Origin of the sequence: Sphingomonas sp. VDB2, assembly GCF_047946695.1 — a bacterium.
GTDB lineage: Bacteria > Pseudomonadota > Alphaproteobacteria > Sphingomonadales > Sphingomonadaceae > Sphingobium > Sphingobium bisphenolicum.
The window spans coordinates 990411-1013917 of the sequence record NZ_CP159615.1 but is presented as its reverse complement, the minus strand read 5'-3'; the positions used below and the strand labels follow the sequence as shown (position 1 = coordinate 1013917).

The 23507-nt window shown below is 64.4% G+C and carries 21 protein-coding genes; 10 read left to right on the top strand and 11 right to left on the bottom strand.

From position 1 onward, the window contains the following. Positions 1-6: 6 nt before the first annotated feature. From ABT375_RS05065 to ABT375_RS05030, 8 genes are all read left to right on the top strand, one after another. On the top strand, positions 7-933 hold the full coding sequence (locus ABT375_RS05065) for an OB-fold domain-containing protein (RefSeq protein WP_416464317.1): 927 nt from the start codon (positions 7-9) through the stop codon (positions 931-933). Continuing rightward, positions 930-1763, top strand: coding sequence for an N-acyl homoserine lactonase family protein (locus ABT375_RS05060; RefSeq protein ID WP_416464316.1), 834 nt, complete (start codon positions 930-932; stop codon positions 1761-1763). Before ABT375_RS05065 ends, ABT375_RS05060 begins: the two co-directional genes overlap by 4 nt. 9 nt (positions 1764-1772) lie before the next feature. Continuing rightward, positions 1773-2570 (top strand): enoyl-CoA hydratase/isomerase family protein, encoded by a 798-nt coding sequence (locus ABT375_RS05055; RefSeq protein ID WP_416464315.1) that lies wholly within the window; start codon positions 1773-1775, stop codon positions 2568-2570. A gap of 4 nt (positions 2571-2574) precedes the next feature. After that, positions 2575-3765: an acyl-CoA dehydrogenase gene (locus ABT375_RS05050; protein WP_416464314.1), complete on the top strand. Its 1191-nt coding sequence runs from the start codon at positions 2575-2577 to the stop codon at positions 3763-3765. An 11-nt stretch (positions 3766-3776) separates the two neighbouring features. After that, entirely contained in the window at positions 3777-4901 is a 1125-nt protein-coding gene (locus ABT375_RS05045) for an acyl-CoA dehydrogenase family protein (RefSeq protein ID WP_224545909.1), read from the top strand. A gap of 33 nt (positions 4902-4934) precedes the next feature. Beyond that, entirely contained in the window at positions 4935-5417 is a 483-nt protein-coding gene (locus ABT375_RS05040) for an acetyl-CoA carboxylase biotin carboxyl carrier protein (protein WP_224545911.1), read from the top strand. A 57-nt stretch (positions 5418-5474) separates the two neighbouring features. Next, on the top strand, positions 5475-6932 hold the full coding sequence (locus tag ABT375_RS05035) for a pyruvate carboxylase (RefSeq protein ID WP_416464313.1): 1458 nt from the start codon (positions 5475-5477) through the stop codon (positions 6930-6932). Between the two features lie 82 nt (positions 6933-7014). Further along, the gene (locus tag ABT375_RS05030) at positions 7015-7533 is read left to right on the top strand and encodes a nitroreductase family deazaflavin-dependent oxidoreductase (protein WP_416464312.1); all 519 of its coding nucleotides are present in this window, start codon (positions 7015-7017) and stop codon (positions 7531-7533) included. Between the two features lie 17 nt (positions 7534-7550). Here the strand turns inward: ABT375_RS05030 and ABT375_RS05025 are convergent, their stop codons facing one another. The 10 genes from ABT375_RS05025 to ABT375_RS04980 form a co-directional block, all read right to left on the bottom strand. After that, positions 7551-8297 (bottom strand): SDR family NAD(P)-dependent oxidoreductase, encoded by a 747-nt coding sequence (locus ABT375_RS05025; RefSeq protein WP_416464311.1) that lies wholly within the window; start codon positions 8295-8297, stop codon positions 7551-7553. Continuing rightward, on the bottom strand, positions 8294-9124 hold the full coding sequence (locus ABT375_RS05020; RefSeq protein WP_416464310.1) for an alpha/beta fold hydrolase: 831 nt from the start codon (positions 9122-9124) through the stop codon (positions 8294-8296). Before ABT375_RS05020 ends, ABT375_RS05025 begins: the two co-directional genes overlap by 4 nt. A gap of 20 nt (positions 9125-9144) precedes the next feature. Next, on the bottom strand, positions 9145-9888 hold the full coding sequence (locus ABT375_RS05015; protein ID WP_416464309.1) for an SDR family NAD(P)-dependent oxidoreductase: 744 nt from the start codon (positions 9886-9888) through the stop codon (positions 9145-9147). An 11-nt stretch (positions 9889-9899) separates the two neighbouring features. Next, positions 9900-11123, bottom strand: a complete 1224-nt coding sequence (locus tag ABT375_RS05010) for an NADH:flavin oxidoreductase/NADH oxidase family protein (protein WP_416464308.1) — start codon at positions 11121-11123, stop codon at positions 9900-9902. Between the two features lie 13 nt (positions 11124-11136). Then, positions 11137-11625 (bottom strand): 2,4'-dihydroxyacetophenone dioxygenase family protein, encoded by a 489-nt coding sequence (locus ABT375_RS05005; protein ID WP_416464307.1) that lies wholly within the window; start codon positions 11623-11625, stop codon positions 11137-11139. Next, a complete protein-coding gene (locus tag ABT375_RS05000; protein WP_416464306.1) occupies positions 11622-13970 on the bottom strand; it encodes a membrane-bound PQQ-dependent dehydrogenase, glucose/quinate/shikimate family in 2349 nt (782 codons plus the stop codon). Before ABT375_RS05000 ends, ABT375_RS05005 begins: the two co-directional genes overlap by 4 nt. 43 nt (positions 13971-14013) lie before the next feature. Further along, positions 14014-14820 carry an SDR family NAD(P)-dependent oxidoreductase gene (locus ABT375_RS04995; protein ID WP_416464305.1) on the bottom strand — a complete coding sequence of 269 codons (807 nt, stop codon included), beginning with the start codon at positions 14818-14820 and terminating at the stop codon, positions 14014-14016. A gap of 23 nt (positions 14821-14843) precedes the next feature. Next, positions 14844-15167 (bottom strand): hypothetical protein, encoded by a 324-nt coding sequence (locus ABT375_RS04990; RefSeq protein WP_416464304.1) that lies wholly within the window; start codon positions 15165-15167, stop codon positions 14844-14846. Continuing rightward, complete coding sequence (locus ABT375_RS04985) at positions 15164-15613, bottom strand: nuclear transport factor 2 family protein (RefSeq protein ID WP_261934438.1); 450 nt, start codon at positions 15611-15613, stop codon at positions 15164-15166. The genes ABT375_RS04990 and ABT375_RS04985 overlap by 4 nt, the downstream gene beginning before the upstream one ends. 84 nt (positions 15614-15697) lie before the next feature. Beyond that, entirely contained in the window at positions 15698-16834 is a 1137-nt protein-coding gene (locus ABT375_RS04980; RefSeq protein ID WP_416464851.1) for an LLM class flavin-dependent oxidoreductase, read from the bottom strand. A 404-nt stretch (positions 16835-17238) separates the two neighbouring features. Between ABT375_RS04980 and ABT375_RS04975 the strand changes: the two genes are divergently transcribed. Next, positions 17239-18000, top strand: a complete 762-nt coding sequence (locus ABT375_RS04975) for an SDR family NAD(P)-dependent oxidoreductase (protein ID WP_416464303.1) — start codon at positions 17239-17241, stop codon at positions 17998-18000. Positions 18001-18019: 19 nt separating this feature from the next. Here the strand turns inward: ABT375_RS04975 and ABT375_RS04970 are convergent, their stop codons facing one another. Then, positions 18020-20422 carry a membrane-bound PQQ-dependent dehydrogenase, glucose/quinate/shikimate family gene (locus ABT375_RS04970; protein ID WP_416464302.1) on the bottom strand — a complete coding sequence of 801 codons (2403 nt, stop codon included), beginning with the start codon at positions 20420-20422 and terminating at the stop codon, positions 18020-18022. A 521-nt stretch (positions 20423-20943) separates the two neighbouring features. On the opposite strand from ABT375_RS04970, the gene ABT375_RS04965 reads away from it, so the two are divergent. Beyond that, entirely contained in the window at positions 20944-23373 is a 2430-nt protein-coding gene (locus ABT375_RS04965; protein WP_416464301.1) for a TonB-dependent receptor, read from the top strand. Positions 23374-23507 lie beyond the last annotated feature (134 nt).

Here is a 23507-nt window from a genome sequence, read left to right as displayed (position 1 = left end):
GACACGATGTTTTCCGCACCGGACAGCTATCCGATCGACCTGCCGACCTTCCACAGCGAGATCAACCTGCCCTATACGCTGACTCCCGGCCGGGCGGCGGGGACGTTCCTGGCGGAGGTGAAGAACCGCCGGATCATCGCCTCGCGCTTCGCGTCGGGTCAGGTGATCGCGCCCGCGCAGGATTTTTCCTCCACCGGCGGCGAGGAGCCCGAAGCCTTTGTCGAGGCGCCGCACACCGGTGTGCTGACCGCCTTCACCCGTGTCGACGGGCAGGTAATCGGCTTCATCCGCCTCGACGGCTGCGACAATGATTTTCCGCACCGCATCCTGGCCGAGCTGAATGATATTGCGATCGGCCAGCGGGTCGAGGCGGAATGGGACGACAGCGTCGAACAGTCCGTTCTGGCCATCAAGGGCTTCCGGATCGCGCCCGACGCGCCGGTCGGCGCGGTCAAGGCGCTGGCCGGGACGGAAGAGCCGCTGGGCGTCATCCCCTATGCGATGAAGCTCGATTATGAACATGCCTATGGCCCCTATTATGGCCGCATGTTCGACGAGATCCGGGAGAATGGTCGCTTCATGGGCGTGCGCTCGCCCGGCAGCGACGTTGCGCTTCTGCCCCCGCGCGAGATCGATGATGTCGCGCACAGCCGCACCGGCACCTGGAAGGCGTGTGAGGACACCGGGACGATCCGGGGCTGTTCCATCATCAACATGGAAGTCTACGGCCAGACCCGCAAGGTGCCCTATGTCTATGCGGAGATCGTGCTGGACGGTGCGTCGACCCGCATGATCCACGTGATCGAGATCGACAGCCTTGAAGAGGCCAAGGAGAAGATCAAGCCGGGCACCCGCGTCCGCGCGGTCTGGACCCAGGGCGAGCGCAAGGGACGCGTGTCCGACATCGAACGCTTCGAGGTCATCGAGGGGTGAGCCATTATCGCATCACCTCCCTCCGGCTGGGCGAGCTGTATCTGCCGCATGGCGGATCGGTGATGCGCGATCCGGTGCATTGCTGGCTGGTCCGGGGGGAAGGGCGCACGATCCTGGTGGACAGCGGGATGGCTGACATCCCGACCATCCACAAGCGGCTGCGGGTAGGCGGCACGGGCGGCGGGCATCCGGCGCTGGTCGCCGCACTGGCCGGAGAAGGGCTGACGCCGTCCGATATCAGCCATGTCGTGCTGACCCACATGCATTTCGATCATGCCGACAATCTGGACCTTTTTCCCGACGCCTGCATCGTCGTGCAGCGGGCCGAGATGCTGGCGGCGGTCGATCCGGTGCCTTCGCAGCGGGTCTTCTACTGGCGCTCCACGCTTGACAATCTGATGGCGCGCAAGCGGCCGGCGCAGCTGATGCTGCTGGACGGCGACCACCAGCTGTTTCCCGGCATCCGCCTGCTGTCCGTCCCCAGCCATACCGAGGGGATGCAGGTCGTCATCGTCGACACCGAAAAGGGCAAGGCGGCGATCGTGTCGGACCTGGGCGATCATTATCGCTACTGGTTCCCGGCCGATGCGCGCGCGACCAATCATCCGCAGCGGTCGCTGACCGGCGCCTACCTGACCGGCAACATCCGCAGCGAGAGCGAGCGCGACTGGCAGCGCGCTATGCGCCGGGTGCAGGATAATAGCGACATCGTCATCCCCGCCCACGACTTCCGCATTCCGCGCAACATTCCCGACGAATGGTTCGCGATCCCCAATTCCACCGACGGCGACCTGGCGCATGAACCGCCCGAGCCGGCCGCTTCCGCATGAGGATGCCCCATGGCCTATAATAATCTGCTCTACGATGTCAGCGACCGGATCGCGACGATCACGCTGAACCGGCCCGACGCGATGAACGCGACGACCGACGAACTCTATCAGGAATTGCAGGATTTGCTGGGCAAGGTCGCGGCCGACCGGGACGTTGGCTGCATCATCCTGACCGGCGCGGGGCGCGGTTTCTGCGCCGGCGCGGACCTCAAGGCGCGCAAGGACGACATGACGCCGCTGCAACGCCGCGCGCGGCATCGCTGGATCTTGAAGGATATATTGGAGCCGTTGTTCCGCATCGAAAAGCCGGTGATCGCGGCGGTCAATGGCGCAGCGGCCGGGGCGGGGTTCAACATCGCGCTCGCCTGCGACTTCATCGTGGCGAGCGAGAATGCGAGCTTCATCCAGGCCTTCGCGCGCGTTGGGCTGGTCCCGGACCTGGGCGGCCTCTACCTGCTCGGCAGGGTGATCGGCATCAACAAGGCCAAGGAGCTTTGCTATACCGCCCGCAAGGTGTCGGCGCAGGAAGCGGCAGACCTGGGCATCGTCAATCATGTGGTGCCGCATGACGAACTGCTGGAGCGCGCCCGCGCCATTGCGGCCAAGATCACCGCAGGATCGCCAACCGCGATCGGCATGACCAAGACGCTGCTCAACAAGGCCAGCAATTCCACGCTCGACCAGATGCTGGAATATGAAAGCTATGCGCAGACGGTTGCCTATCTGACCCCGGAATATGAAGAGGGCGTGCAGGCATTCCGCGAAAAGCGCGCGCCCGATTTCGCTGCGGCCGCAGCAAGGGACTGAAATCATGGACTTCAGCTACAGCCCGCAGGAAGAAAGGTTTCGCGCAGACCTGCGCGCCTGGCTGGCGGACGCCCTGCCGCCGGGCTGGGGCGAGACGGTGTTCGAACCGGAAGACGAGGACGAGCGGGCGATGTTCCGTCTGGCCTGGGAGCGCAAGCTGCATTCGGGTGGCTGGAGCGGGATCAACTGGCCGGTCGAATATGGCGGGCGCGGCGCCACGCTGGTCGAGCGGGCGATTTTTGCCGAGGAGATGGCGCGGGTGGGGGCGCCCGAGGGGCTGAACATCATCGGCCATAACCTGGCCGGGTCGACGATCCTGCGGCACGGGACGGAGGCGCAGAAGAAATATTTCCTGCCCCGCATCCTGTCGTCGGAGGATGTGTGGTGCCAGGGCTTTTCGGAGCCCAATGCCGGGTCCGACCTGGCGTCGGTGCGCACGCGGGCCGAGCGGCGGGGCGACAAGTTCATCGTCAACGGACAGAAAATCTGGACCAGCTTCGCGCAATATTCGCAATGGTGCTTCGCGCTGGTGCGGACGGACCCCGACGCGCCCAAGCATAAGGGCCTCAGCTTCCTGTTGATCGACATGAAGAGCCCCGGCATCTCGATCCGCCCGCTGCGGCAGATATCGGGCGAGTGCGAATTCAACGAGACCTTCTTCGACGATGTCGAGGTGCCGGTGGACAATATCGTCGGCGACATCAACGACGGCTGGCGGATCGCGATGACGACGCTGGCCTATGAGCGGGGGCCGGAAGATGCGCTCGGTCGCCAGATCCGCTTCAGCCAGGAACTGGAAAAGCTGGTCGGCACGGTCGCCGCGACGCCGCGGGGCGACGCCATGCTGATCGACGATCCGATCGTGCGGCAGAAGCTGGCGCGTTCCGTCACGGAGGTCGAGATCATGCGCCTGAATGCGGTGCGGACCTTCAGCAAATATCTGAACGGCGACGACCGGGGGCCGGACGCATCGATCATCAAGCTCTACTGGAGTCATGCGGCGCAGAATATGTACGAGGCGGCGATGGACATATTGGGGCCGACGGCGCCGATCGCCGCGCCCGATCCTTTGAGCGCGGGCGGCGGGCGGTTCCAGCTGAGCTACCTCCAGTCCAAGGCCTTCACCATCTATTCCGGGTCGTCGGAAATCCAGCGTAACATCATCGGCGAGCGTATGCTCGGCCTGCCGCGTTAGGGGGACGGCCCATGAATTTCGGCTTCAACGAAGAACAGAAGAGCCTGGGGGAAACGGTCGCCGCCTTGCTGGCCGACTTCCCGGCACTGACCGGCCCCGACCCGGCCGAAGCACGCGATCCGGCGGTCTGGCAGGCGCTGGCGGACCTTGGCCTGTTCGCCCTGCTGGTGCCGGAGGCGCATGGCGGGGTGGGGCTGACGCTGGTCGACGTCGCACTGGCAATCGAGGCGCTGGGCGCGGGTCTTGCGCCGCCGATCGCCGCGTCCACCCTGATCGCGACTGACATCATCGTGCGCGCAGGCACCGCGGCGCAGCAGGCGTCGCTGCTGCCGCGCATCGCCACGGGCGAGTTGCGCATCGCGCTGGCTATGCTGGAGAATGGTCAGGGCTATGACCCCGATGCGGTGCAAACCGTGATGGGCGGCAATGGCGTGACCGGATCGAAGATATTGGTGCCCGATGCGGATGTCGCCGACCTGCTGCTGGTGCTGGCGCGCATCGATGGCCGCATTGGCCTTCTCCTGGTCGCGCGCGATGCGCGCGGGGTGTCGATCCGCCGCCATGCCGATATCGATCCGTCGAGCGGGCTGTGCGAAGTGACGCTGGACGGCGCCGCACTGATGGACGGGGCGCTGGTCGGCCATGCGGGATCGGGCGACGTTGTTCCCCGCCTGATGGATGCCGCGGCGATCGTCTATGCCGGCATGGCGATGGGCATGGCCGCAAGGATGCTGGACGCATCGGTGGACTATGCCAAGACGCGGGTCCAGTTCGGCCAGCCGATCGGGGCATTCCAGTCGATCAAGCATCGCTGCGCCGACATGGCCGTGGCTGTCGAGGCGGGGCGGTCGGCTGCCTATTACGCTTTCTGGACCGCGGCGGAAAACGACCCCGACCGCAGCCGCGCGGCGTCGATGGCCAAAGCCTATTGCGGCGAAGTCGCACGCGATGTCTGCAACGAAACGGTGCAGATCCATGGCGGCATGGGCTTTACCTGGGAATTGGGACTGCACCGGTTTTTACGCCGGGCAAAGGTGCTGGAGCATGGCTTTGGCAATCATGTCTGGCATTATGAGCGGATCATGGTGGAAACGCTGGCTGCGCAGGCGGTCGGCGACAAAGCCCAGGCGGCCTGACGATCAGGCCCTTCATCACATGGTATGGACCGGATGAGCGAACAATTGCTGCGTGACATCGAAATACTGACCGACCTGTTCAAGGCCGGCGGCTGGACCGAGTTGCGGGTCGAAAGCGGCGCAATCAGCCTGCTGTTGTCGAAGGACAAGGCGACGCTGTCGCTGGACGGGGCGCAACAGGCGGCGATGCCGGTTGCGGTGCCGCCTGTTGCGCCCGCGCCAGCCGCACCGGAACCCGTCGGAGCGGGCGCCAGTGCCGGGCCGATCGATCCCGCCTGGACCGCGGTGAAGGCGCCCAATCTGGGCACCTTCTACCGGTCGCCCAAGCCCGGCTCCCCGCCCTTCGTGGAGGTCGGGCAGCGGGTAGAGGCGCATACCGAACTCTGCCTGATCGAGGTGATGAAGCTCTTTACGTCGGTCAAGGCGGGGATAGCCGGAACGCTCCAGCACGTCGCCGTGGCCGACGCCGATCTGGTCGAGGGCGGACAGCCGCTCTTCTACATCGCGTGCGACTAGGTCTGCACCCCAACATTCTGAAAGACGCGCCGGACGGCCGCGGGAGAGTATAAGTAAATGGCTCATATCGAATTTCTCGACGAAACGATGCGCGACGGGCAGCAGAGCCTGTGGGGCCTGCGGATGCGCGCGGGCATGGCGCTGCCGGTGTCGCCGCTGATCGACAGGACGGGCTTCAAGACCATCGACCTGACCGGCGGCGGCATGCTCGACGTGCTGACCCGCTATTGCCAGGAAAATTATTGGGAGGGTCTGGACCTGCTGGTCGCTTCCATGCCCAACACGCCGTTGCGGGCCGGGCTGCGCTCCAACGCCAATGTCACTTTCAGCGTCAGCCCGCGCGCGCTGATGGACCTGTGGGTCCGGCGCCTGTGCGCGCATGGCGTGCGGTCCTTCTGGATCTATGACGTGTTGTTCGGCTTCGACAATATGCTGCGCCTGGCCAAGGTTGCCAAGGAAAGCGACGCCTGGGTGGCGGCCGCCGTCATGTTTGCGCTCTCGCCCGTCCATACCGACGCCTATTATGCGGAAAAGGTGCGCGTGCTGGCCGCGAGTCCCGACGTGGACAGCATCCTGCTGTACGACACGGCCGGCGTGCTGGAGAAGGAGCGGCTCCAGACCCTGATGCCTGGCATCGTCGCGGCAGCCAATGGCAAGCCGATCGAATTCCACGCCAACAATCTGCTGGGCCAGACCGCCAAGGCCTATCTGGATGCGGTGGACCTGGGCGTGTCCGTCCTCCACACCGCCAGCAAGCCGATGGCGAACGGCCCGTCTGTGCCCGCGACCGAGACGATGGTGCGCAATATCGAATTGAAGGGGCATACCCATAATCTGGATACGAGCCTGTTCCAGCCCGTGGCCGATCATTTCCGCGCCGTTGGCAAGGCGGCGGGCTTCCTGGTCGACCAATATGCCGAATATGACATTTTCTCGATCGAGCACCAGATTCCCGGCGGGATGATGGGCACGTTCAAGGCGCAACTGGCCATGCACAATATGACCGACCGGATCGGCGACGTGCTGGCCGAGGTCGCGGCGGTGCGCAAGGATCTGGGCTATCCCGGCATGGCGACGCCGTTCAGCCAGTTGGTCGGCATCCAGGCGGTGCTGAACATCGTCACCGGCGAGCGTTATGGCACCGTGCCCGACGAGGTCGTGCAATATGCCGCCGGCTTCTATGGCGAGACGGTCGCGCCGATCGACGCCAATGTGCTGGACCGCATCATGGGCAGCGCGCGGGCGAAGGAAGTGCTGGACAATCCGCCGCCCGATCCGGACCTGGCCGAGCTGAAGAAGCAATATGGCACGGACGACGAGGACGAACTGATCCTGCGCGCCACCGTGCCGCAGGCGGACATCGACAAGATGCGTGCGACCGGGCCGGTGCGCCGCGACTATCCGCTGCTGTCGTCGCCCGAACTGGAACAGATGCGCAAGCTGATGCAGGTCGCCACCATGCCGGTGGTGGAGTTGAAGTCCGCCGGCCTTAACCTCAGCCTGCGGAGAGGGTGAAGGCCAGCGCTGATTAATTCGCAAATCCGGGTCCGATCCTTCCTATCGGGCGCCGAACCGCCTCTTCATCAAGGAGCATGAGATGACTTCGGAAAAGATGGACGCGATCCGCGCGAAGGATCTGGCCAAGGACGAATTCAAGGACTTGCCCAATCTGGTGAAGGATGAGCTGGAGAAGCACCGGCAGCTCTATCTGTCCGATCCCGTGGCCGCCCATTATTGGGATCCCGTGGTGATCGGCACGCCGGGAGGGCCGGTTGCCTGCCTGCTGCTTCATCATCTGGGTCACAAGAGCGGCGTCTGGCGCAATACGGCGCTGCAATATTACCGGTTCAACGGCGACATATTGATCGTCGCGTCGCGCGGCGGGACCGAGGAGCCGCCGAGCTGGTATCTCAACCTGATGGCGAATAATGCTTGCCGCATCCAGGTCGGCGCAAACGGCTCGTCCGCTGTCGCCCGCGTCATCACGGGCGAGGCGCGGGCGGCCTATTGGGACCATATCTCGCGCGAACAGCCCGCCCAGATCGAATATCAGCAGCGTTGCCGGCGCGAGATACCGATCATCGCGCTCGACCTGCCCGAAGGCGTGCGCCTGTAGGATCGGCCGCTGGCGTGTCAGCGCGCCAGATAGCCGCCATCGATGGGATAATAGGTGCCGGTCATGAAGCTGGCGAGCGGCGAGACGAGGAAACAGACGGCGGCGGCGATCTCCTCCGGCTGGGCGATGCGGCCGAGGGCGTGCAGGGCCGCGATCTCCGCCATCCGGTCGCGCGTCGCCTGTTGCAGCAGCGGCGTTTCCACATAGCCCGGACCGACCGCGTTGACGCGGATGCCCATCGGCGCACCTTCCAGCGCGGCGGCCTTGGTCAGGCCGACGATGGCGTGCTTGCAGGTGGTGTAGGCGGACGCGCCGGCCGCCGCGACGGCGGACATGACCGAGCCGATATTCACCACCGCGCCACCGCCGGCATCCCGCATCGCCGGGATTTCGGCCTTCAGGCTCAGGAACACGCCGTCCATATTGACCGACGCGACGCGCCGCCATTCGGCGAGGGCGAGTTCGCTGATCGGCGTATGCGTGCTGGTGACGCCGGCATTGTTGACGGCGATATGAAGCGCGCCGAACTGCTGTCGGGCGAAGTCCACCATGGCGAAACAGGATGCCTCGTCCGTCGTATCGGCCGCCGTGCCAGCGACATTCGGGCCGAGTGTGACAGCCAGCGCCCGCGCCGCGTCGCCATCGAGGTCGGCGATCGCCACCCTGGCGCCCGCGGCGAGCAGCGCCTCGACGCAGGCCTTGCCGATGCCCGATGCGCCGCCCGTGACCAGGGCGACCTTGTCCTTCAGATCGATTGCAGTCATGTCTTTTGCCTTATTGTTGGATCTTCGCTGGCCAGTTCGAGGATGAAGTCCTCGATCGCCCGGTTCACCCGCCGCGGATTGCTGAGGTTTACCGCATGGGGGCCGCCCGGCACGAGCGTAACAACGCGCGGATCGGGGACGCCCTGCGCCGTTAGCAGTCCCAGTTCGTGCGAGGTGGCCAAGTCGGCGAGGCCGTGGATCACCGCGACCGGCATGGTGACGTCGCGCAGCCTGTGAAACAGCGGATCGATCGATGCCAGCGCGCCGGTGGCGTCGCGCACTTGCGTCTTTGTCACGCGCGACCAGGCTTCGTGCCATGGGGCGTGATCGACACCCGGCCCCAGGATGAAACCGCCGAAAAAAGCGAGTTTTTCCGGGTCGGGGCCATTGGCGATCCAGTCGGCGATTTGGCGGGGAAATGTGTCGTCGTCGCTTTTGGGCGCCTCGCCCGCCTGGGTCGAAAGCTGGACGAGGCCGTGGAAACGCTCCGGCGCGAGCAGGGCGGCGCGCATCCCGACCAGCCCACCCTGGCTCATGCCGACATGGATCACTTTGTCGAGGGCCAGCGCATCCATCATCGCCAGCATGTCGCGCGCGGAATCCCAATAGTCGAACGGCCCTTCCCAGACCGTGTCCCCATGCGCCCGCGCGTCCCAGGCGATACAGCGCCAGCGGCCGGCGAAATGGTCGATCTGGGGCGCGAACATCGACCGGTTCATCATATAGCCGTGGCTGAACAGGATGGCGGTGCCGCCATCGCCGCTGTTGCCGCCACCGCTGTCGTCGAACGCGATGGTCGCGCCTGTGGGCAAGGATAATGTGTGCATGTCGCGCTCTCCCGATCGCATCATATCGCCGATATGCCGCCGTCCACCATGTGACAGGCGCCATTTACAAAGGTGGCAGCGTCGGACAGCAGATAGGCGGTTGCCTGCGCGACCTCCGCCATCGCGCCGAAGCGGCGGCTGGGGATCGCCGCCATGCGGGCCTTCGCCCGGTCGGACGGTTCGCCCGGCCTGCTGCCCATGATCGCGTCGATCATTCGCCCGTCGAGCGGGCCGGGGCAGAGCGCGTTGACGCGCAGTCCTATGGGGCCGTAGTCGATCGCGGCGCAGCGGGTAAGGCCGATCACGGCATGCTTGCTGGCGACATAGGCGCTCATGCCCGCCGCGCCCTTGATGCCGCCGGTGCTGGCGATGTTGACGATCGATCCGCCGGGCGTGCGCATATGGGGCACGCCATGCTTCATGCCCAGGAAAACGCCGGTGACGTTGACGTCCATCACACGGCGAAAGAGCGCGGTGTCGAGCGCATCGAGCGGGGTCGCCGCATTCTCTATGCCTGCGCCGTTGACGAGGCCGTCGAGCGGAGCCTCCAGCGCCTCGAAGGCTCGGGCCATTGCTGCCTCGTCCGTGACGTCGGCGACGATGATGTGCAGGTTCGATCGGCCGGACATGGCTTGAAGGGCGGCCGCGTCGTGGTCGATGGCGACGACCCGTGCGCCCAGGTCGAGCAGCAATGCGGCCATGGCCGCACCCAGTTCGCCCGCCGCGCCGACGATGGCGATGTGGCGGCCTTCTAGGTCGATCAAAGGGCGGCCCGTCATGACGCGAAGGTCGCGAGATAGCGTTCAGTGAGAGCCGCGTCATAGGCGCTGTGCGCGTCGAGCTGGGCCTGCCAGTCGATGTCCGTCTCGATCGGGTCGCCGGTCGCCAGATGGCGGATCTGATTGAAATAATAGGCGATGGTCGCCTGCGCCTCCGTGCCCGGCAGATCGTCGGGCGAGGGGAGGCGGTCGATCCGGCCGTCGAGCAGATCATCGATAAGGCCGGCGTCTAGGCAGAGCGGGCGGGCGATGCCGATCGCGTCGAGCGCGCCCGTCTCCAGCGCCTGCGTCATCGCGGCGCGGCTTCTGAAACCGCCGGTGACGGCGAGCGGCACGGAGACATGCGGGCGCAACCGCGCGGCGAAATCGAGGAAATAGGCTTCGCGCGCCAGGGTGGAGGCTTTCTTGCGCAACGTGCCATCCCGTTCGCGACCGACCATGACCTGCGATTCATAGCTGCCGCCGGAAATCTCCAGCAGGTCGATGCCAGCCGCGCAAAGCCAGTGGACGATCTGGACCGATTCCTCTTCGGTGAGGCCGCCCTTCTGGAAATCGGCGCTGTTGAGTTTTACCGAGACCGGGAAATCCGGGCCGGTCGCGGTGCGGATGGCGGTGATGATGTCGAGCAGCAGGCGTGCGCGGTTTTCCAGGCTGCCGCCCCAATCATCGTCGCGCTGGTTGGTCAGCGGGCTGAGGAATTGGGACAGGAGATAGCCATGCGCGGCATGGACCTGCACGCCGGTAAAGCCGGTTTCGCGGGCGGTGACCGCGACATGGACGAAGCGGCGCTGGATATCGTGGATTTCCGCGACGCTCAGCGCACGACACATGCCCGTGCCGCCGACCAGTGGCATGGCCGACGGCGCGACGAAGGTCTCGGGCGACGCGCCCGCCTGGCGACCGGGATGGTTGATCTGCATCCAGATATGGGTGCCATTCTCCCGTCCGGCAGCGGCATAGGCGGCGAGCAGCTCCAGCCCGCCATTGTCGTCGATCGCGACATTGCCGGGCCGCTCGACGAAGCGGCGATCGATCTGCACATTGCCGGTCAGTAGCAGCCCCGCGCCGCCCCGCGCCCAGCGACCGTAGAGCGCGGCATGATCGGCGGTCGCGCGATTGTCCGGCGTGCCGATGCCTTCGGTCATCGCGCCTTTGACGATGCGGTTCTTGAGCACGGCGCCGCAGGGCAGCGTCAACGGGTCGGTCAGGGCGGGGGGCATGATCTTTTCTTCCCTAGCGGATGTAACGGCGGACATAGTCGCGGCCCAGGCCGACCTTCTCGAAATGGGCGGCGCTCTGTTCGATGCGGGTGAAGACGTTGGACTGGCCGACGGGCCGGTCGTCATCGTCCAGTTCGATCAGCGATCCGGCGATCCAGAACAGGGTTTCCGATCCGCCGGGCAGACCGATCAGCGTATGGGTGTCGCCCGCCGGCTCGAGCAGATAGTGGCCGGCGCTCGCGATCCACTCGCGCTCGCGATAACGCCACTGGCCTGACAGGACATAGGCCTGGACCGGGCAGGCATGGGCGTGGCGGCTGATTTTTCCTTCCGTCCGAATGCGTGTGACATTGGCCCAGGCGCCCGACACAGTGTCGAACATCAGCGGGCGCATCCACACGCCCTCCATCGCTGCGGGCACCCATAAGCGGTCGTCCTGACTGCTGGTTTCCAGCAGCAATTCGCTGTGCCGGAACGATCCGGCGGGATGGTCATGCGTCATTTGCCCTCCTGTGGCAGCGCATAGGCGTGGAAGGTACGGCCGAGCGGGAAGGATTGTGACGTGACGTGGCCGGTGGCGGCGATGACCACGAACTGCCGTCCGCTGCGGGGGCCGACATAGGTCATGGGATTGGCGTTGCCGCTGGCGGGCATGCGCACCGACCAGAGTTCCTTGCCCGTATCCGTCGCGAAGGTGCGGAAGGCGCGTTCCTTGAGGCCGCCGAAGAAGGTGAGGCCACTGCGCGTGACGAGCGTGCCGCCGAAGCCGGGCATACCCATGCGGATCGGCAGGCCGACCTCCAGTCCCAGCGGGCCGCTGTCGCGCACGGTGCCGACGGGGCGCTGCCAGGCGATTGTGCGCGTCGTCATGTCGATCGCGGTCATACGGCCATAGGGCGGCGCCAGGCATAGCGTGCCGAGCGGGCTGGTGAAGCCACGCAGTCGGGCGCCATAAGGGGTGCCGGCCATCGGCAGGGGCGCGGCGAAATCGGTGGCATTGTGGCTGGCGCCCGGTCCCTTCGCGCCGCCACCGACCGTGGCGCGCGGGACCAGTTGCATCAGCGTGGGGTAATAGATGCTGTTGACCAGCAGCAGGCGCCGGTCGGGATCATAGGACACGCCGCTCCAGTTCATGCCGCCGCCCAGGCTGGGATAGAGCAGGGATTCGGTCAGGCCCGGCGGCGTGTTGGGGCCGTCATAACGCAGCTTGCGGAAATGGATGCGACACCAGAGCTGGTCGATCGGAGTGATGCCCCACATGTCGCGCTCGCTGATCCGATCACCCGCAAGCGAGGGCATGCCGACGGAGAAGGGCTGGGTGGGGGATAGGCGTTCTTCCGGCACTTTGCCCGCCTGCGGCGCGGGCCGTTCGCGGACGTCGGCCAGTGGCTTGCCGGTGCGGCGGTCGAGCAGGAACAATTCGCCGCGCTTGGTCGGCTGTACCAGCGCAGGGACCGTCCCGCCGGGCACCGGGAGGTCGATCAGGGTCGGCTGTGACGCGACGTCATAGTCCCACAGGTCGTGATGCGTGGTCTGGAAGGACCACCGCACCGCGCCGGTTCCAGCATCCAGCGCGACGACGGAGCTGCTATATTTTTCACTTTGCGCGGAACGATAGGCGCCGAAATGATCCGGGGTCGCATTGCCGGTTGGAACGAAGACAAGGCCCAATTTCGCGTCGACGCTCATCGGCGCCCAGCTATTGGGTGTTGAGCGGGTATAGGCCTGGCCAGCCGGCGGACCGTGCGCATTATTGGGATTGCCCATATCCCAGGCCCAGCGCAGCGCGCCGGTGGCGACATCGTAACCGCGCACCACACCCGATGGCTCGTCCGTGCTGACATTGTCCGCGACCCAGCCGCCCAACACGATTATGTCGCCGACAATCACCGGCGCGGAGCTGATATAGTAGAGGCCGGGCGCGGTGCGGCCCATGCCTTCGTTCAGATCGACGAAGCCGCCCTGGCCGAAACCGGGGCAGGGTCGTCCTGTGGCGCTGTCGAGCGCGATGAGCTGCGCCCCATAGGTGGCGGTGATGACGCGGCGGCGGCAGGTAGCAGGAGCAGCATCGCTGCCGTCATGATAGGCGACGCCGCGGCAGGTGCGCACCGCCGAACCGCCTTTGGCATCGACCTTCGGGTCGAAGCGCCAGAGCGGCTTGCCGGTTTCCGGGTCGAGCGCGAAGACGATATTGGTCTGGGTGCAGAGCAGCAGCTTGTCGTCCACCATCAGTGGCGTGGATTGCAGCGGGCTGGGGACAGGGGCGCTCATCGGGTCGTGGCCGGTGTCGAAAGTCCAGGCGAGCTGGAGCTTCTCGACATTGGCCGGGGTAATTTGCGTCAGCGGCGAAAAGCGTGTGCCGGCATCGTCGCGGCCCCAGGACGGCCATTGGCCGGGATCGCCGGATAGGGCGATCGGCGTTGTCGTCCGGCCTCCCTCCGCCGCGATCTCCATTGGCGACCGGAGCGCGCAACCCAGGATCAGCAGGCATCCGGCAAGGCCCGCCAGCCCCGCGGCCAACGCGCCACGGCCAATCCGGCGGCGGACGAACGGCAACAGGAAAGGAAGGCCGAACAGCGCAGGTCCGACGATACGGGCGGTGAGCTGCCAGCCGTCGAAGCCGACTTCCCATAAGGCCCACAGGATCGTCACCGTCAGGAACAGTGCGTAGAGCCAGCCGGCCCGGCGGTCGCCGCGGCACAGCCAATAGCCGCTGAACGCCACGGCGACGCCGCCCGGCAGATAATAAGGCGATCCGCCCAGCCATGCCAGCCAGGCGCCGCCGAGGGCCACGGCGATGCCGACGAGCAGCAGCAACGCGGCGAGGAGGCGGACCAGCCAGATCATGGCCGGGGCGTTCGCTCCGCAGTGCCGATTGCAGGCCCGGCCGTCATGCGTTGAAGCCTTTTTGCAATATCTCCATGAAGGGCGCCAGATCCGGGAAGCCGGAGGTGGCGGTGATCCCCCCATCGACCGGGATTACCGCGCCGGTCATGTAGGACGCCTTGTCCGACAGCAGGAAGGCGACGACCTCGGCAATCTCTTCCGGCCGGCCGATCCGGGTCATCGGAACGGCGCGGATGAAATTGTCGAACACGCTTTCGGCCGCCTTAAGCCCTGCGAACAGCGGCGTGTCCACGCAGCCGGGGCAGATAGCGTTCACGCGGATGCCGGACTTGGCCATGTCCATCGCCAGGGCGCGGGTATAGTTGATCACACCGCCCTTCGCCGTGTTGTAGGCGGTCATGCCGAAATCGCCGAGCATGCCGGAAATGGAGGCGTTGTTGACGATCGCCCCCGATCCGCTGCGCAACATGTGCGGCAGCGCCGCCTTGCAGCCGTAGAAGACCGAATAGAGATCGACCTCCATCACCCGCCTGAAGGTTGCGGCATCGAGATCGAGCGTCGTGCCCATGCCGCCGATGCCGGCATTGTTGAACAGCATGTCGATCCGGCCGAAATGTGCCGCTGCCCCGTCGACGAAGGCGATGACATCGTCCTGCTGCGATACGTCGGTGCGGGTGAAGCTGGCCTTGCCCGCGCCGAGTTCGGCGACCAGAGCCTGGCCCATTTCCTCGTTGAGATCGGCGATCGCGATGCGGCCGCCGTCGCGCACGATGGTGCGGGCGAACGCTGCGCCGATGCCGGAAGCGCCGCCTGTCACAAGCGCGACCTTGCCGTCGAATGGCTGTGTCATATACCTCTCCCTTGTCGTTACGGTCAGGCGGTGAAGGACAGGCCCATGCAAATCACTGCGCCGGCCAGCCAGGCGAGCTTCATCGGCGACGAGCTGTCGCCATAGATGGCAAGGCCGACGACGACAGATCCGATTATGATCGCCAGGGTGATGATAGGAATCAGCAGGCTGAGGTTGACGCCCGACACGACGAGCCGCGCCATGCAGATCAGGCCGATCGCATAACAGGCGAACACGGCGAGGCTGGGCCACGGTGCGGTCATGCCGCGGGTCGCGGGCAGGATCGACGCGCCGGCAAGCTGGAACAGGGTGGCGGCGACGAACAGCGCCATCGTTCCGGCGGTCATGCGGCCCGCCCCTGATTCAGGGGGATGCCGGTCAGCGCCGCGTCGGTGGGACGAATGGGGATGCCCAGCCCTTCCTCCGCCGTGCGCAGGTCCAGATAGTCGCGCCAGGCGAGGATCTTGCCGTCGCGCACCTCCATGACGCCGGTAACGGGCAGTGGCACGACGATGGACGGGTCAGCATTGGAGCGCAGATAATCCACCCGCTCGGTGAAAATGATGCGGTCGCGCGAGGCGATGCTGAGCGTTTCGATCCGCACCGCAAAGGCGGAAAAGACGCTGTCCAGATAGGCGCGGATCTGATCCATCCCGTGGCGCGGCGGCAGCGGCATGTCGATATAGCTGGCGCCTTGCGCAAAATAGCGGAGCAGCACGTCGACATTGCCGCTTTCCCAATGATCCAGAAACTCCAGCACCATCGCTTCGTCGTCATTATAGGCTATCGGCATGGGGCTCATCCTCTCCTGCGGGGCGGGCCGATCATGCGGCCGGCATCCTGTCGTCGGTCGCGCCGGGCGCGGGGCTTTGGCCCTTCAGACCGATCCGCGTTTATATTTTTCGAGCATCGACGCCTGCGCTTCGGCGGTGAGTTGCGCGCCGGCATAGCCGGTCGCCATGACCTCGTCGAAGCTCTTGCGCAGCGGATCGCCCAGGCCGTTGAAATAAGGCATGACCTCCTCGGCGAACAACTGGTGGCTGCGTATTGTCGCGGGATAGCGCGCCCAGTCGACGCCCATCAGCAGATAGGTGCCGAAGCCGCCCGACTTTTCGATCAGGCGGTTGATCTGCGCGCGCGCCATATCCGGCGTGCCGATGACCGCGGCGCCGCTTTCGTTCAGCATGTTGACGATCTTGTCGATATCCCACCAGTCAATGTCGGGCGCCGGATTGATGTGCGCGCGATAATCTTCCAGCAGCGACAGACCGTAGCGGACATCCTCCTTGGCCTGTTCCATGGTTTCGGCCAGGTGCATCGGCCCCATCAGGCGCCAATCCCTGCGCGACGGCTTGGGCTGGCCGTGGCTGGCCGCTTCCTGCTCCATAATCTCCCAATGGCCGAGCAGCTTTTCGATTCCGTCCGGGTCGGTGGCCGCGACCGAGAGCATTCCCATGCCGTGCCGACCGGCCAGCAGTGGACCCGACGGCGACAGGACGCTCACCGTCGCCATGTCGAAATTGGAATAAGGCAGCATCTGCAGCCGCGCATCCTGCAGATCGAACCAGTCGGTCTTGCGCGTCACTCGTTCGCCCTTGAACAGCGGGATGATAACCTCCAGCGCTTCCTGCAACCGCTGGCGGTTCTGCGAGGGATGAAGGCCCATCATCTGTGCGTCCTGCACCAGCTGGCCCGGCGCTACGCCGAACATCATGCGGCCCCGCGTCTGATAGTCGAGCTGAACGATCCGGTCCGCGACCCAGAGCGGATTGTGATAGGGCAGAGTGATTGCGCCGGTGCCCAGCTTGATCCGTTTGGTCCGCTCGGCGGCTGCGGCGATGAACAGTTCGGGGCTGCCGATCGTCTCGATTCCGCCGGAATGATGTTCGCCAATCCACGCCTCGTCGAAGCCCAGCTCGTCGAGATTGATGATCGTCTGCATGTCCTGCTGAAATGATACAAGCGGGTTCAGACCGGGCTTATGATAAGGCCCCATGAAAATCCCGAACCGCATCCTGTCTTCGAAAAATTGCATTTCTCTCTCCGGCTTCATGGGGCGCACGCAAGGCGCTGCCCAGCGTTCAGACGATTATGGAAATTGGGCGTGAGACAAAGCGTGGGAAAGCGCACCAGTGATTGTAGGGAAGCGCTGCAGATGGGCGCTGTCATATTGTGGCATGGCGCAATCCTCTCCCCGCTCCGTTGTATCGGACGCATCTTCTGGGTGCGATCTTGTGCCGGGTAATCGAGAGACTGTCAATCCGACATATATTCGGAAAATATTGACGTGATCCAAAAAATTGCAATAAATAAAGCCAATAATCACGAGTTCGGCACGTCGGATGCCGATAAAATTCGATAATTTATCTGCAATTCCGTCATTCAGGGCGGGAGGCAGGACGCAAGGAGAGGACCGACATGCTGAAAGACAAGGTTATCATCGTGACCGGCGGCGCTTCCGGGATCGGCCGTTCCGCGGCGGATATGTTCGCGCGCGACGGCGCCCGCGTCATGATTGCGGATCGGAGCGCGGATGCCGGCGCGGCGGCGTCTGAAGCTATTTGCGCTGCAGGCGGGGAGGCCGCTTTCGTCGCCTGCGATGTCGCCGACGACAATTCGGTCGCCGCCATGGTCGCGGCGACGGTGGCGCGCTTCGGCCGCCTGGACGGCGCCTTCAACAATGCCGGCATCGAATTCGCCAGCAAGATCGTGCCGGACCTCAGCTTCGCGGAATGGCGACGGGTCATCGACATCAACCTGAACGGCGTGTTCCTGTGTATGAAGCATGAGATCGCACAGATGCGCCAGTCGGGCGGCGGCGCCATCGTCAACACCGCGTCCGGCGCGGCGGTGGCGGCATCGCCCAACATGGCCGAATATGCCACGTCCAAGGCGGGCGTGACCGGCCTGACCCGTGCGGCCTCGTGCGAATATGGCGACACGCAGGTGCGCGTCAACGCGGTGCTGCCGGGCCTGATCCTGACGCCGATGACGGAAGAGCGGCTGTTCAACGATGCCGGGTTCGCCGCCGCGCTGGAGCCTCTGCTGGTGCGCCATTCGGTCGGCCGCTTCGGTCAGCCCGACGATGTGGCGGAGGCGGCGCGCTGGCTGCTGTCCGACCTCTGCCCCTTCGTCAACGGGATCAGCCTGCCGGTGGACGGCGGCCTGCTCGCCCGTTGAAATGCCGCTCTGTCGCGGGTCAGCGTCGGCTGACCTGCGGCAGGGCATAGGCGACCAGGACATTGCGCTCGTTGCTGGCCAATGCAGCGCTGCCGCCCGCTGCGATCACCAGATATTGCCGCCCGTCATTCCCGACATAGGTCATCGGCGTCGCGTTGGCGCTGGCGGGCAATCTGGTCTGCCACAACAGTCGTCCCGTCGCCGTCTCAATCGCACGTATGCGCCGGTCTGGGGTCGATGCGATGAAGGTGAGACCGCTGCTCGTCGTGATCGATCCGCCCAGCGTCGGCAGCCCGATGGTGAAGGGCAGGTGCGAGGGGATGCCCAGCGGACCCATGCTGTCGGCCATGCCGATCGGTTTGCTCCACAACAGCGTGCGATTGTCGAGGTCTACAGCGCTCAGCGTGCCGAACGGCGGCTGGATGCAGGGAACGCCCAGCGGCGACAGGAACATGTGATTCTGTGCACCATAGGGCGCGCCCGTCTGCGGCACGCCCAGGCGGAAACGTTCCAGCGACGGCTTCTGTCCCGGGGTCCCCATGGGAGCGAGGCCCAGCGTCTGCACCTCCTTGGCGCTGATCAGATGGTTGAGCGTCGGCATGTTGGTGCTGTTGACGATCATGATGCGCCGTTGCCGGTCGATCGATACGCTGCCCCAGTTCACGCCGCCGGCAGAGCCTGGATATTGGATCGACCAGTCCTGCCGGGGCGGGGTGAACGCGCCCTCGTATCGCAGTTTGCGAAAGGCGATGCGGCACCAGAGCTGGTCGAGCGGGGTAAGCCCCCACATCGTGGCTTCGGTGAGCGGCGGCGCCCCGAAGGACGGCATGCCGACGGAAAAGGGTTGGGTGGGGGCAGTCCAGTCGCCCGGAGCGGCGCCTTGCGGCACCGGTTTTTCCACCACCGGCGACAGCGGCCGCCCAGTGGCGCGGTCCAGCACGAAGCTTTGCCCCGTCTTGCTGATGCTGACCAGCGCAGGAACCATCCTGTTGCCGATGCGGACGTCGGTCAGCACGGGTTGCGATGCGATGTCATAGTCCCACAGGTCGTGATGCACCGTCTGAAACGTCCAGCGCGGCCGCCCGGTGCGATTGTCGACGGCGACGATGGCGTTCGAGAAACGCTCTGCGCCCGGCGAGCGGCGCCCACCGAAGAAATCCGGCGTGGCGACGCCGAAGGGCAGATAGACCAGGCCCAGTTTCTCGTCGCTGCTCGCCACGCTCCACATATTTGGGGTGCCCGGCGCATAGCGCGCCTGCGGCGCGCCCCGTTCCGGGGCGGCGGGGTCGAACGCCCAGACAGGCTTGCCATTCGCCAGGTCGTAACCGCGCACGACACCGGACGGCTGGTCCATCTTCTGTCCATCGAGGCCATAGGAGCCGGTGATCACGACATTGCCCGACACGACTGGGGTTGAGGTCACATAATAGAGGACGGAGGCATAATTGCCGATCCCGTCGGCCAGCGACACTTCGCCATCACGGCCGAAATCGCGGCAGCGCGCGCCGGTGCGGGCGTCGATTGCGATCAGCCGGGCGTCGATCGTCGCGCTGTAGATCCGTTCGCCGCAGGGCATGGCGGCGTCCGGGAAGGCGTGATAGGCGACGCCGCGGCAATTGGCGAAGGCATGGCCCATATCCTTCGTCTGCGGATCGAACCGCCAGAGCTGGCGGCCGGTGGTCGCGTCGAGCGCGAAGATGACATTGTGCGGCGAGCAAAGAAACAGACGATTGCCGATCTTGATCGGCGTCGCCTCGAACGCCAGCGCCCCGGCCCCGCCCGGACGCGGTTTCGCGCCGGTTTCGAACGACCAGGCGGGTTGCAGCCGGGCGACGTTAGAAGGGGTGATCTGCGCAGCGGTGGCGAAGCGATCGCCACCCGCATCATTGCCCCATTGCCGCCATTCGCTGGGCGGCGCAGCGGCAGGCCAGGCACTGGCATCGTGGGGCGCGACCGGCCGCGACAGCCAGGCGCCGCCCGCGAACAGTAGGATCATCAGCACGCCGCCGCCTGGGAACCAGCCGCCACGGATAGGCGGCGCGCCATAACCCCGACGGACGGGAGGCAATAGCAGCAGCAGTCCGACGAGCGTCGGGCCGAGGATGCGGGGCGCTAGCGCCCAGGCATTGCCACCTGCTTCCCAGAGCGCCCAAGCCAATGTTCCGGCCAGCATTGCGCCATAAATCCATGCGCCCCGCCGGTCGCCCCGCCATAGGAAGATGGCTGCGGCGGCGATCAGCAGGCCGGCAGCCAGATAATAGGGAGAGCCGCCGAGCAGAATGAGCTGGCCACCCGCGATCGACAGGACGAGAGCGATCGGCGCTAGCAGGCCGGCAACGATGCGGACGGCAAGGCGGGACGAGTGAACGCCATCGCTCCGGTCGCTCTTCAGCGGAACGGGGCCGGGCACATCCTGGGGCATGGTGATCCTCTCCTCGCGCCGATTTTTCGCGCACATTCTATGCGAATCGATAATAACCGAAAATAATTCGGATTGAAGCTGATTCCCGATTTGCGATATGCAAATCGTCCGGCACTGTTTCGAGCCGCCCTGTCGTCCCGTCTCAAGCGGGTGCGCCGAAAGAAAGGCAAATGCTTTGAGCGCATTGGCTCATACGCTTCACAATCTCTTTTTATGGCGAGAAACGGGCGATTCAGGCAGCATTTCGATGGCCGGCTTCGTCGGCATCGATTGTAGGCGCAAGGCGCTGTTGTCAACCATTCGCCGCTTCGAGGGGCTTGCCATTGGGCGAGGATATATCGGATTTTTCGAGAGGCGCACGGATAATGGTAGATCAGGTCAAGATTTATAGAATAACATATTGAATTTTAAAAATAAATTATATTGGTAGGACCATATATCATTTCGGTTGACAGGATGCGCTCAAAAATCCGATACTAATTCGGCTTCGTAAAAAGCGAAGAAAATGGGAGGATACCGAAATGAACGCTGCAAAGGCGCTTTTGTTGTCGGGTGTTGCGGGGCTGGTCATGGGAACCGCTGCGCAGGCTCAGGAAGCACAGGATTCAACCGCACAGCCCGCGCAATATGCGGACATCATCGTGACCGCGAACAAGCGGCAGGAGAATATCAACAAGGTCGGCCTGACCATTACCGCGCTGAGCGCAGAGCAGTTGCAGGACCGCAAGATCGTTTCTCTTTCCGACGTTGCGTCCGCCGTTCCGGGCCTTACCTTCACCCCGTCGGTCACCAATACGCCCATCTTCACGCTGCGTGGCGTCGGCTTCAACGAAAGCTCTCTGGGCGTCTATCCGGCCGTGTCGGTCTATATCGACCAGGCGCCGCTGCCCTTTCCGGTCATGGCGGCGCATGCCGCCTTCGATCTGGAGCGGATTGAAGTGCTGAAGGGGCCGCAAGGTACGCTTTTCGGCCAGAATGCGACCGGCGGTGCGATCAACTATATCGCCGCCAAGCCGACCGATACGTTCGAAGCCGGGGGCGACATCACCTATGGTCGCTTCAACCAGATTGACGGCAATGCCTATGTCAGCGGGCCGCTGACGGAAAATCTCAATGGCCGCATCGCGATGACGGCGCACCATCTCAACGACTGGCAGTATAGTCTGACGCGCCCGACCGACACCAATGGATCACAGGATTATATCGCCGGCCGCATCCTGCTGGACTGGCAGGCCTCGGAGCGGCTGAAACTGGCGTTCAACCTCAACGGGTCGCGCGACACATCCGATCCGCAGGCGATCCAATATGTGGCGATGAGCCCGACCGACTTTACGAATGTGAAGCCGATCTATGCCAACCAGCCGTTTGCCTATGGCAATGCGCGCGTTGCCGACTGGACTCATTTTTCGGTCGATCCCTATGGCGGTCCTGCCGGCACACCGACCGACGAACTCGCCGATTTTTCGCCCAAGTCGAAGCGCACCTTCATCCAGGCTTCGGTCCGGGCGGATTATGACCTTACCGACGACATGACCCTGACGTCGATCACCACCTACGATCATTTCAAGCAAAATCAGCGCACCGATGGCGAGGGCGTGGTCGCGGTGGGTTTCGACCTTCAGAAATCGGACGGCAAACTGACATCCTTCAACCAGGAATTGCGGATCGCCAACGCCAGCACGTCGGCGCTGCGCTATATCATCGGCGGCAATTATGAGCGCAGCACGACGAGCGAGCTTCAGCATCTGCGCTATTACGACAATGATACCAACAATGCCGGCCTGATGTTCATCAACTTCAGCGGTGACTTGATGAAGCAGAAGATCACCAACTATGCCGCGTTCGGTAATCTTGAATTTGATATCAGCTCGCAACTGACCCTCAAGGGTGGCGTGCGCTATACCCAATCCAAGAACAAGGCCTATAATTGCGGCTTCACCGACGCGAATGGCTATGTGAACGACCTGTTCAATTTCCTGGGCGGTTTGCTCGGCACAGCGCCGTTCACGCCGATCGGGCCGGAGGGCTGCTACACGCTCAATGACAATAATGTCCCCGGCGAGCCCTTCCGCAAGACGCTGAAGGAAGACAATGTCTCCTGGCGGGTGGGTGTCGATTACAAGGTGACCGACACGACGCTGCTCTATGCCAACGTCTCGCGCGGCTACAAGGCTGGGAGCTTCCCGGCGCTCGCGGCGTCGGGCTATGTCGGCCTGCAGCCGGTCGTGCAGGAATCCGTGACGGCCTATGAAGCGGGCCTGAAGGCCCAGCTGTTCGACCGTGCGGTACAGTTCAATGCGGCGGGCTTCTATTATGACTACCGGAACAAACAGATCCGCGGCAAGCTGCTCGATCCGCTCTTCGGCGTGCTCGATATCCTCATCAACATCCCCAAATCCCGCATCTATGGCGGCGAAGCGGATGTCACGATCCGTCCGGCCGCTGGCCTGACGCTGTCGGGGGGCGTTACCTATCTCAACTCGAAACTGCAGAAGGGGCCGGTATCGCCGCGCGACTATAATATCATCGGCGAGGTCAATGACTTCGGCGCTTTCGGTGACGCGCTGCCTTATACGCCCGAATGGTCGGGCACGGCCTCGATCGATTACCGTGCCCCGGGCGACGGAGGTCCGTTCGTCGGTGTGTCGACCAATTTCCGCAGTTCGCAAGACGCTGCGCTGGGCGGCAGCCGGATCGTGTGGCCCGACAATCCTGCCGAATTCCGCAAGCAGGCGCCGATTGGACTGGTCTACAAGATTCCCGGCTATGCGACCGTGGATGCAAGGCTCGGCTATGAGGCGCCCGGCGGTGCCTGGAAGGTCATGTTGTGGGGCAAGAACGTCTTCAATAAATATTACATCGCTGCGGTCGTGCCGGCGAGCGCGTCCGCAGGCCGGCTGGCGGGAATGCCGGCGACCTATGGTGTAACCATGTCGTTCAAAATCAAATAAGGGGGCGACTGGCGCCGTTTCCACATTGGGAACGGCGCCGATTTTTATGCGCCAAACCGCACCGGCGATGCGCTCGAACGCTATGGACGAACAATGATAATCCGATAATATTTCGGATATAACGACAAGATTGG

Excerpts from the sequence above, each read along its gene's own strand:
- ABT375_RS05065 (WP_416464317.1), top strand. The coding sequence starts at position 7 with ATGTTTTCCGCACCGGACAGCTATCCGATCGACCTGCCGACCTTCCAC.
- ABT375_RS05055 (WP_416464315.1), top strand. The coding sequence starts at position 1,773 with ATGGCCTATAATAATCTGCTCTACGATGTCAGCGACCGGATCGCGACG.
- ABT375_RS05050 (WP_416464314.1), top strand. The coding sequence starts at position 2,575 with ATGGACTTCAGCTACAGCCCGCAGGAAGAAAGGTTTCGCGCAGACCTG.
- ABT375_RS05045 (WP_224545909.1), top strand. The coding sequence starts at position 3,777 with ATGAATTTCGGCTTCAACGAAGAACAGAAGAGCCTGGGGGAAACGGTC.
- ABT375_RS05040 (WP_224545911.1), top strand. The coding sequence starts at position 4,935 with ATGAGCGAACAATTGCTGCGTGACATCGAAATACTGACCGACCTGTTC.
- ABT375_RS05035 (WP_416464313.1), top strand. The coding sequence starts at position 5,475 with ATGGCTCATATCGAATTTCTCGACGAAACGATGCGCGACGGGCAGCAG.
- ABT375_RS05030 (WP_416464312.1), top strand. The coding sequence starts at position 7,015 with ATGACTTCGGAAAAGATGGACGCGATCCGCGCGAAGGATCTGGCCAAG.
- ABT375_RS05025 (WP_416464311.1), bottom strand. The coding sequence starts at position 8,297 with ATGACTGCAATCGATCTGAAGGACAAGGTCGCCCTGGTCACGGGCGGC.
- ABT375_RS05020 (WP_416464310.1), bottom strand. The coding sequence starts at position 9,124 with ATGCACACATTATCCTTGCCCACAGGCGCGACCATCGCGTTCGACGAC.
- ABT375_RS05010 (WP_416464308.1), bottom strand. The coding sequence starts at position 11,123 with ATGCCCCCCGCCCTGACCGACCCGTTGACGCTGCCCTGCGGCGCCGTG.
- ABT375_RS05005 (WP_416464307.1), bottom strand. The coding sequence starts at position 11,625 with ATGACGCATGACCATCCCGCCGGATCGTTCCGGCACAGCGAATTGCTG.
- ABT375_RS05000 (WP_416464306.1), bottom strand. The coding sequence starts at position 13,970 with ATGATCTGGCTGGTCCGCCTCCTCGCCGCGTTGCTGCTGCTCGTCGGC.
- ABT375_RS04995 (WP_416464305.1), bottom strand. The coding sequence starts at position 14,820 with ATGACACAGCCATTCGACGGCAAGGTCGCGCTTGTGACAGGCGGCGCT.
- ABT375_RS04990 (WP_416464304.1), bottom strand. The coding sequence starts at position 15,167 with ATGACCGCCGGAACGATGGCGCTGTTCGTCGCCGCCACCCTGTTCCAG.
- ABT375_RS04985 (WP_261934438.1), bottom strand. The coding sequence starts at position 15,613 with ATGCCGATAGCCTATAATGACGACGAAGCGATGGTGCTGGAGTTTCTG.
- ABT375_RS04980 (WP_416464851.1), bottom strand. The coding sequence starts at position 16,834 with ATGCGGTTCGGGATTTTCATGGGGCCTTATCATAAGCCCGGTCTGAAC.
- ABT375_RS04975 (WP_416464303.1), top strand. The coding sequence starts at position 17,239 with ATGCTGAAAGACAAGGTTATCATCGTGACCGGCGGCGCTTCCGGGATC.
- ABT375_RS04970 (WP_416464302.1), bottom strand. The coding sequence starts at position 20,422 with ATGCCCCAGGATGTGCCCGGCCCCGTTCCGCTGAAGAGCGACCGGAGC.
- ABT375_RS04965 (WP_416464301.1), top strand. The coding sequence starts at position 20,944 with ATGAACGCTGCAAAGGCGCTTTTGTTGTCGGGTGTTGCGGGGCTGGTC.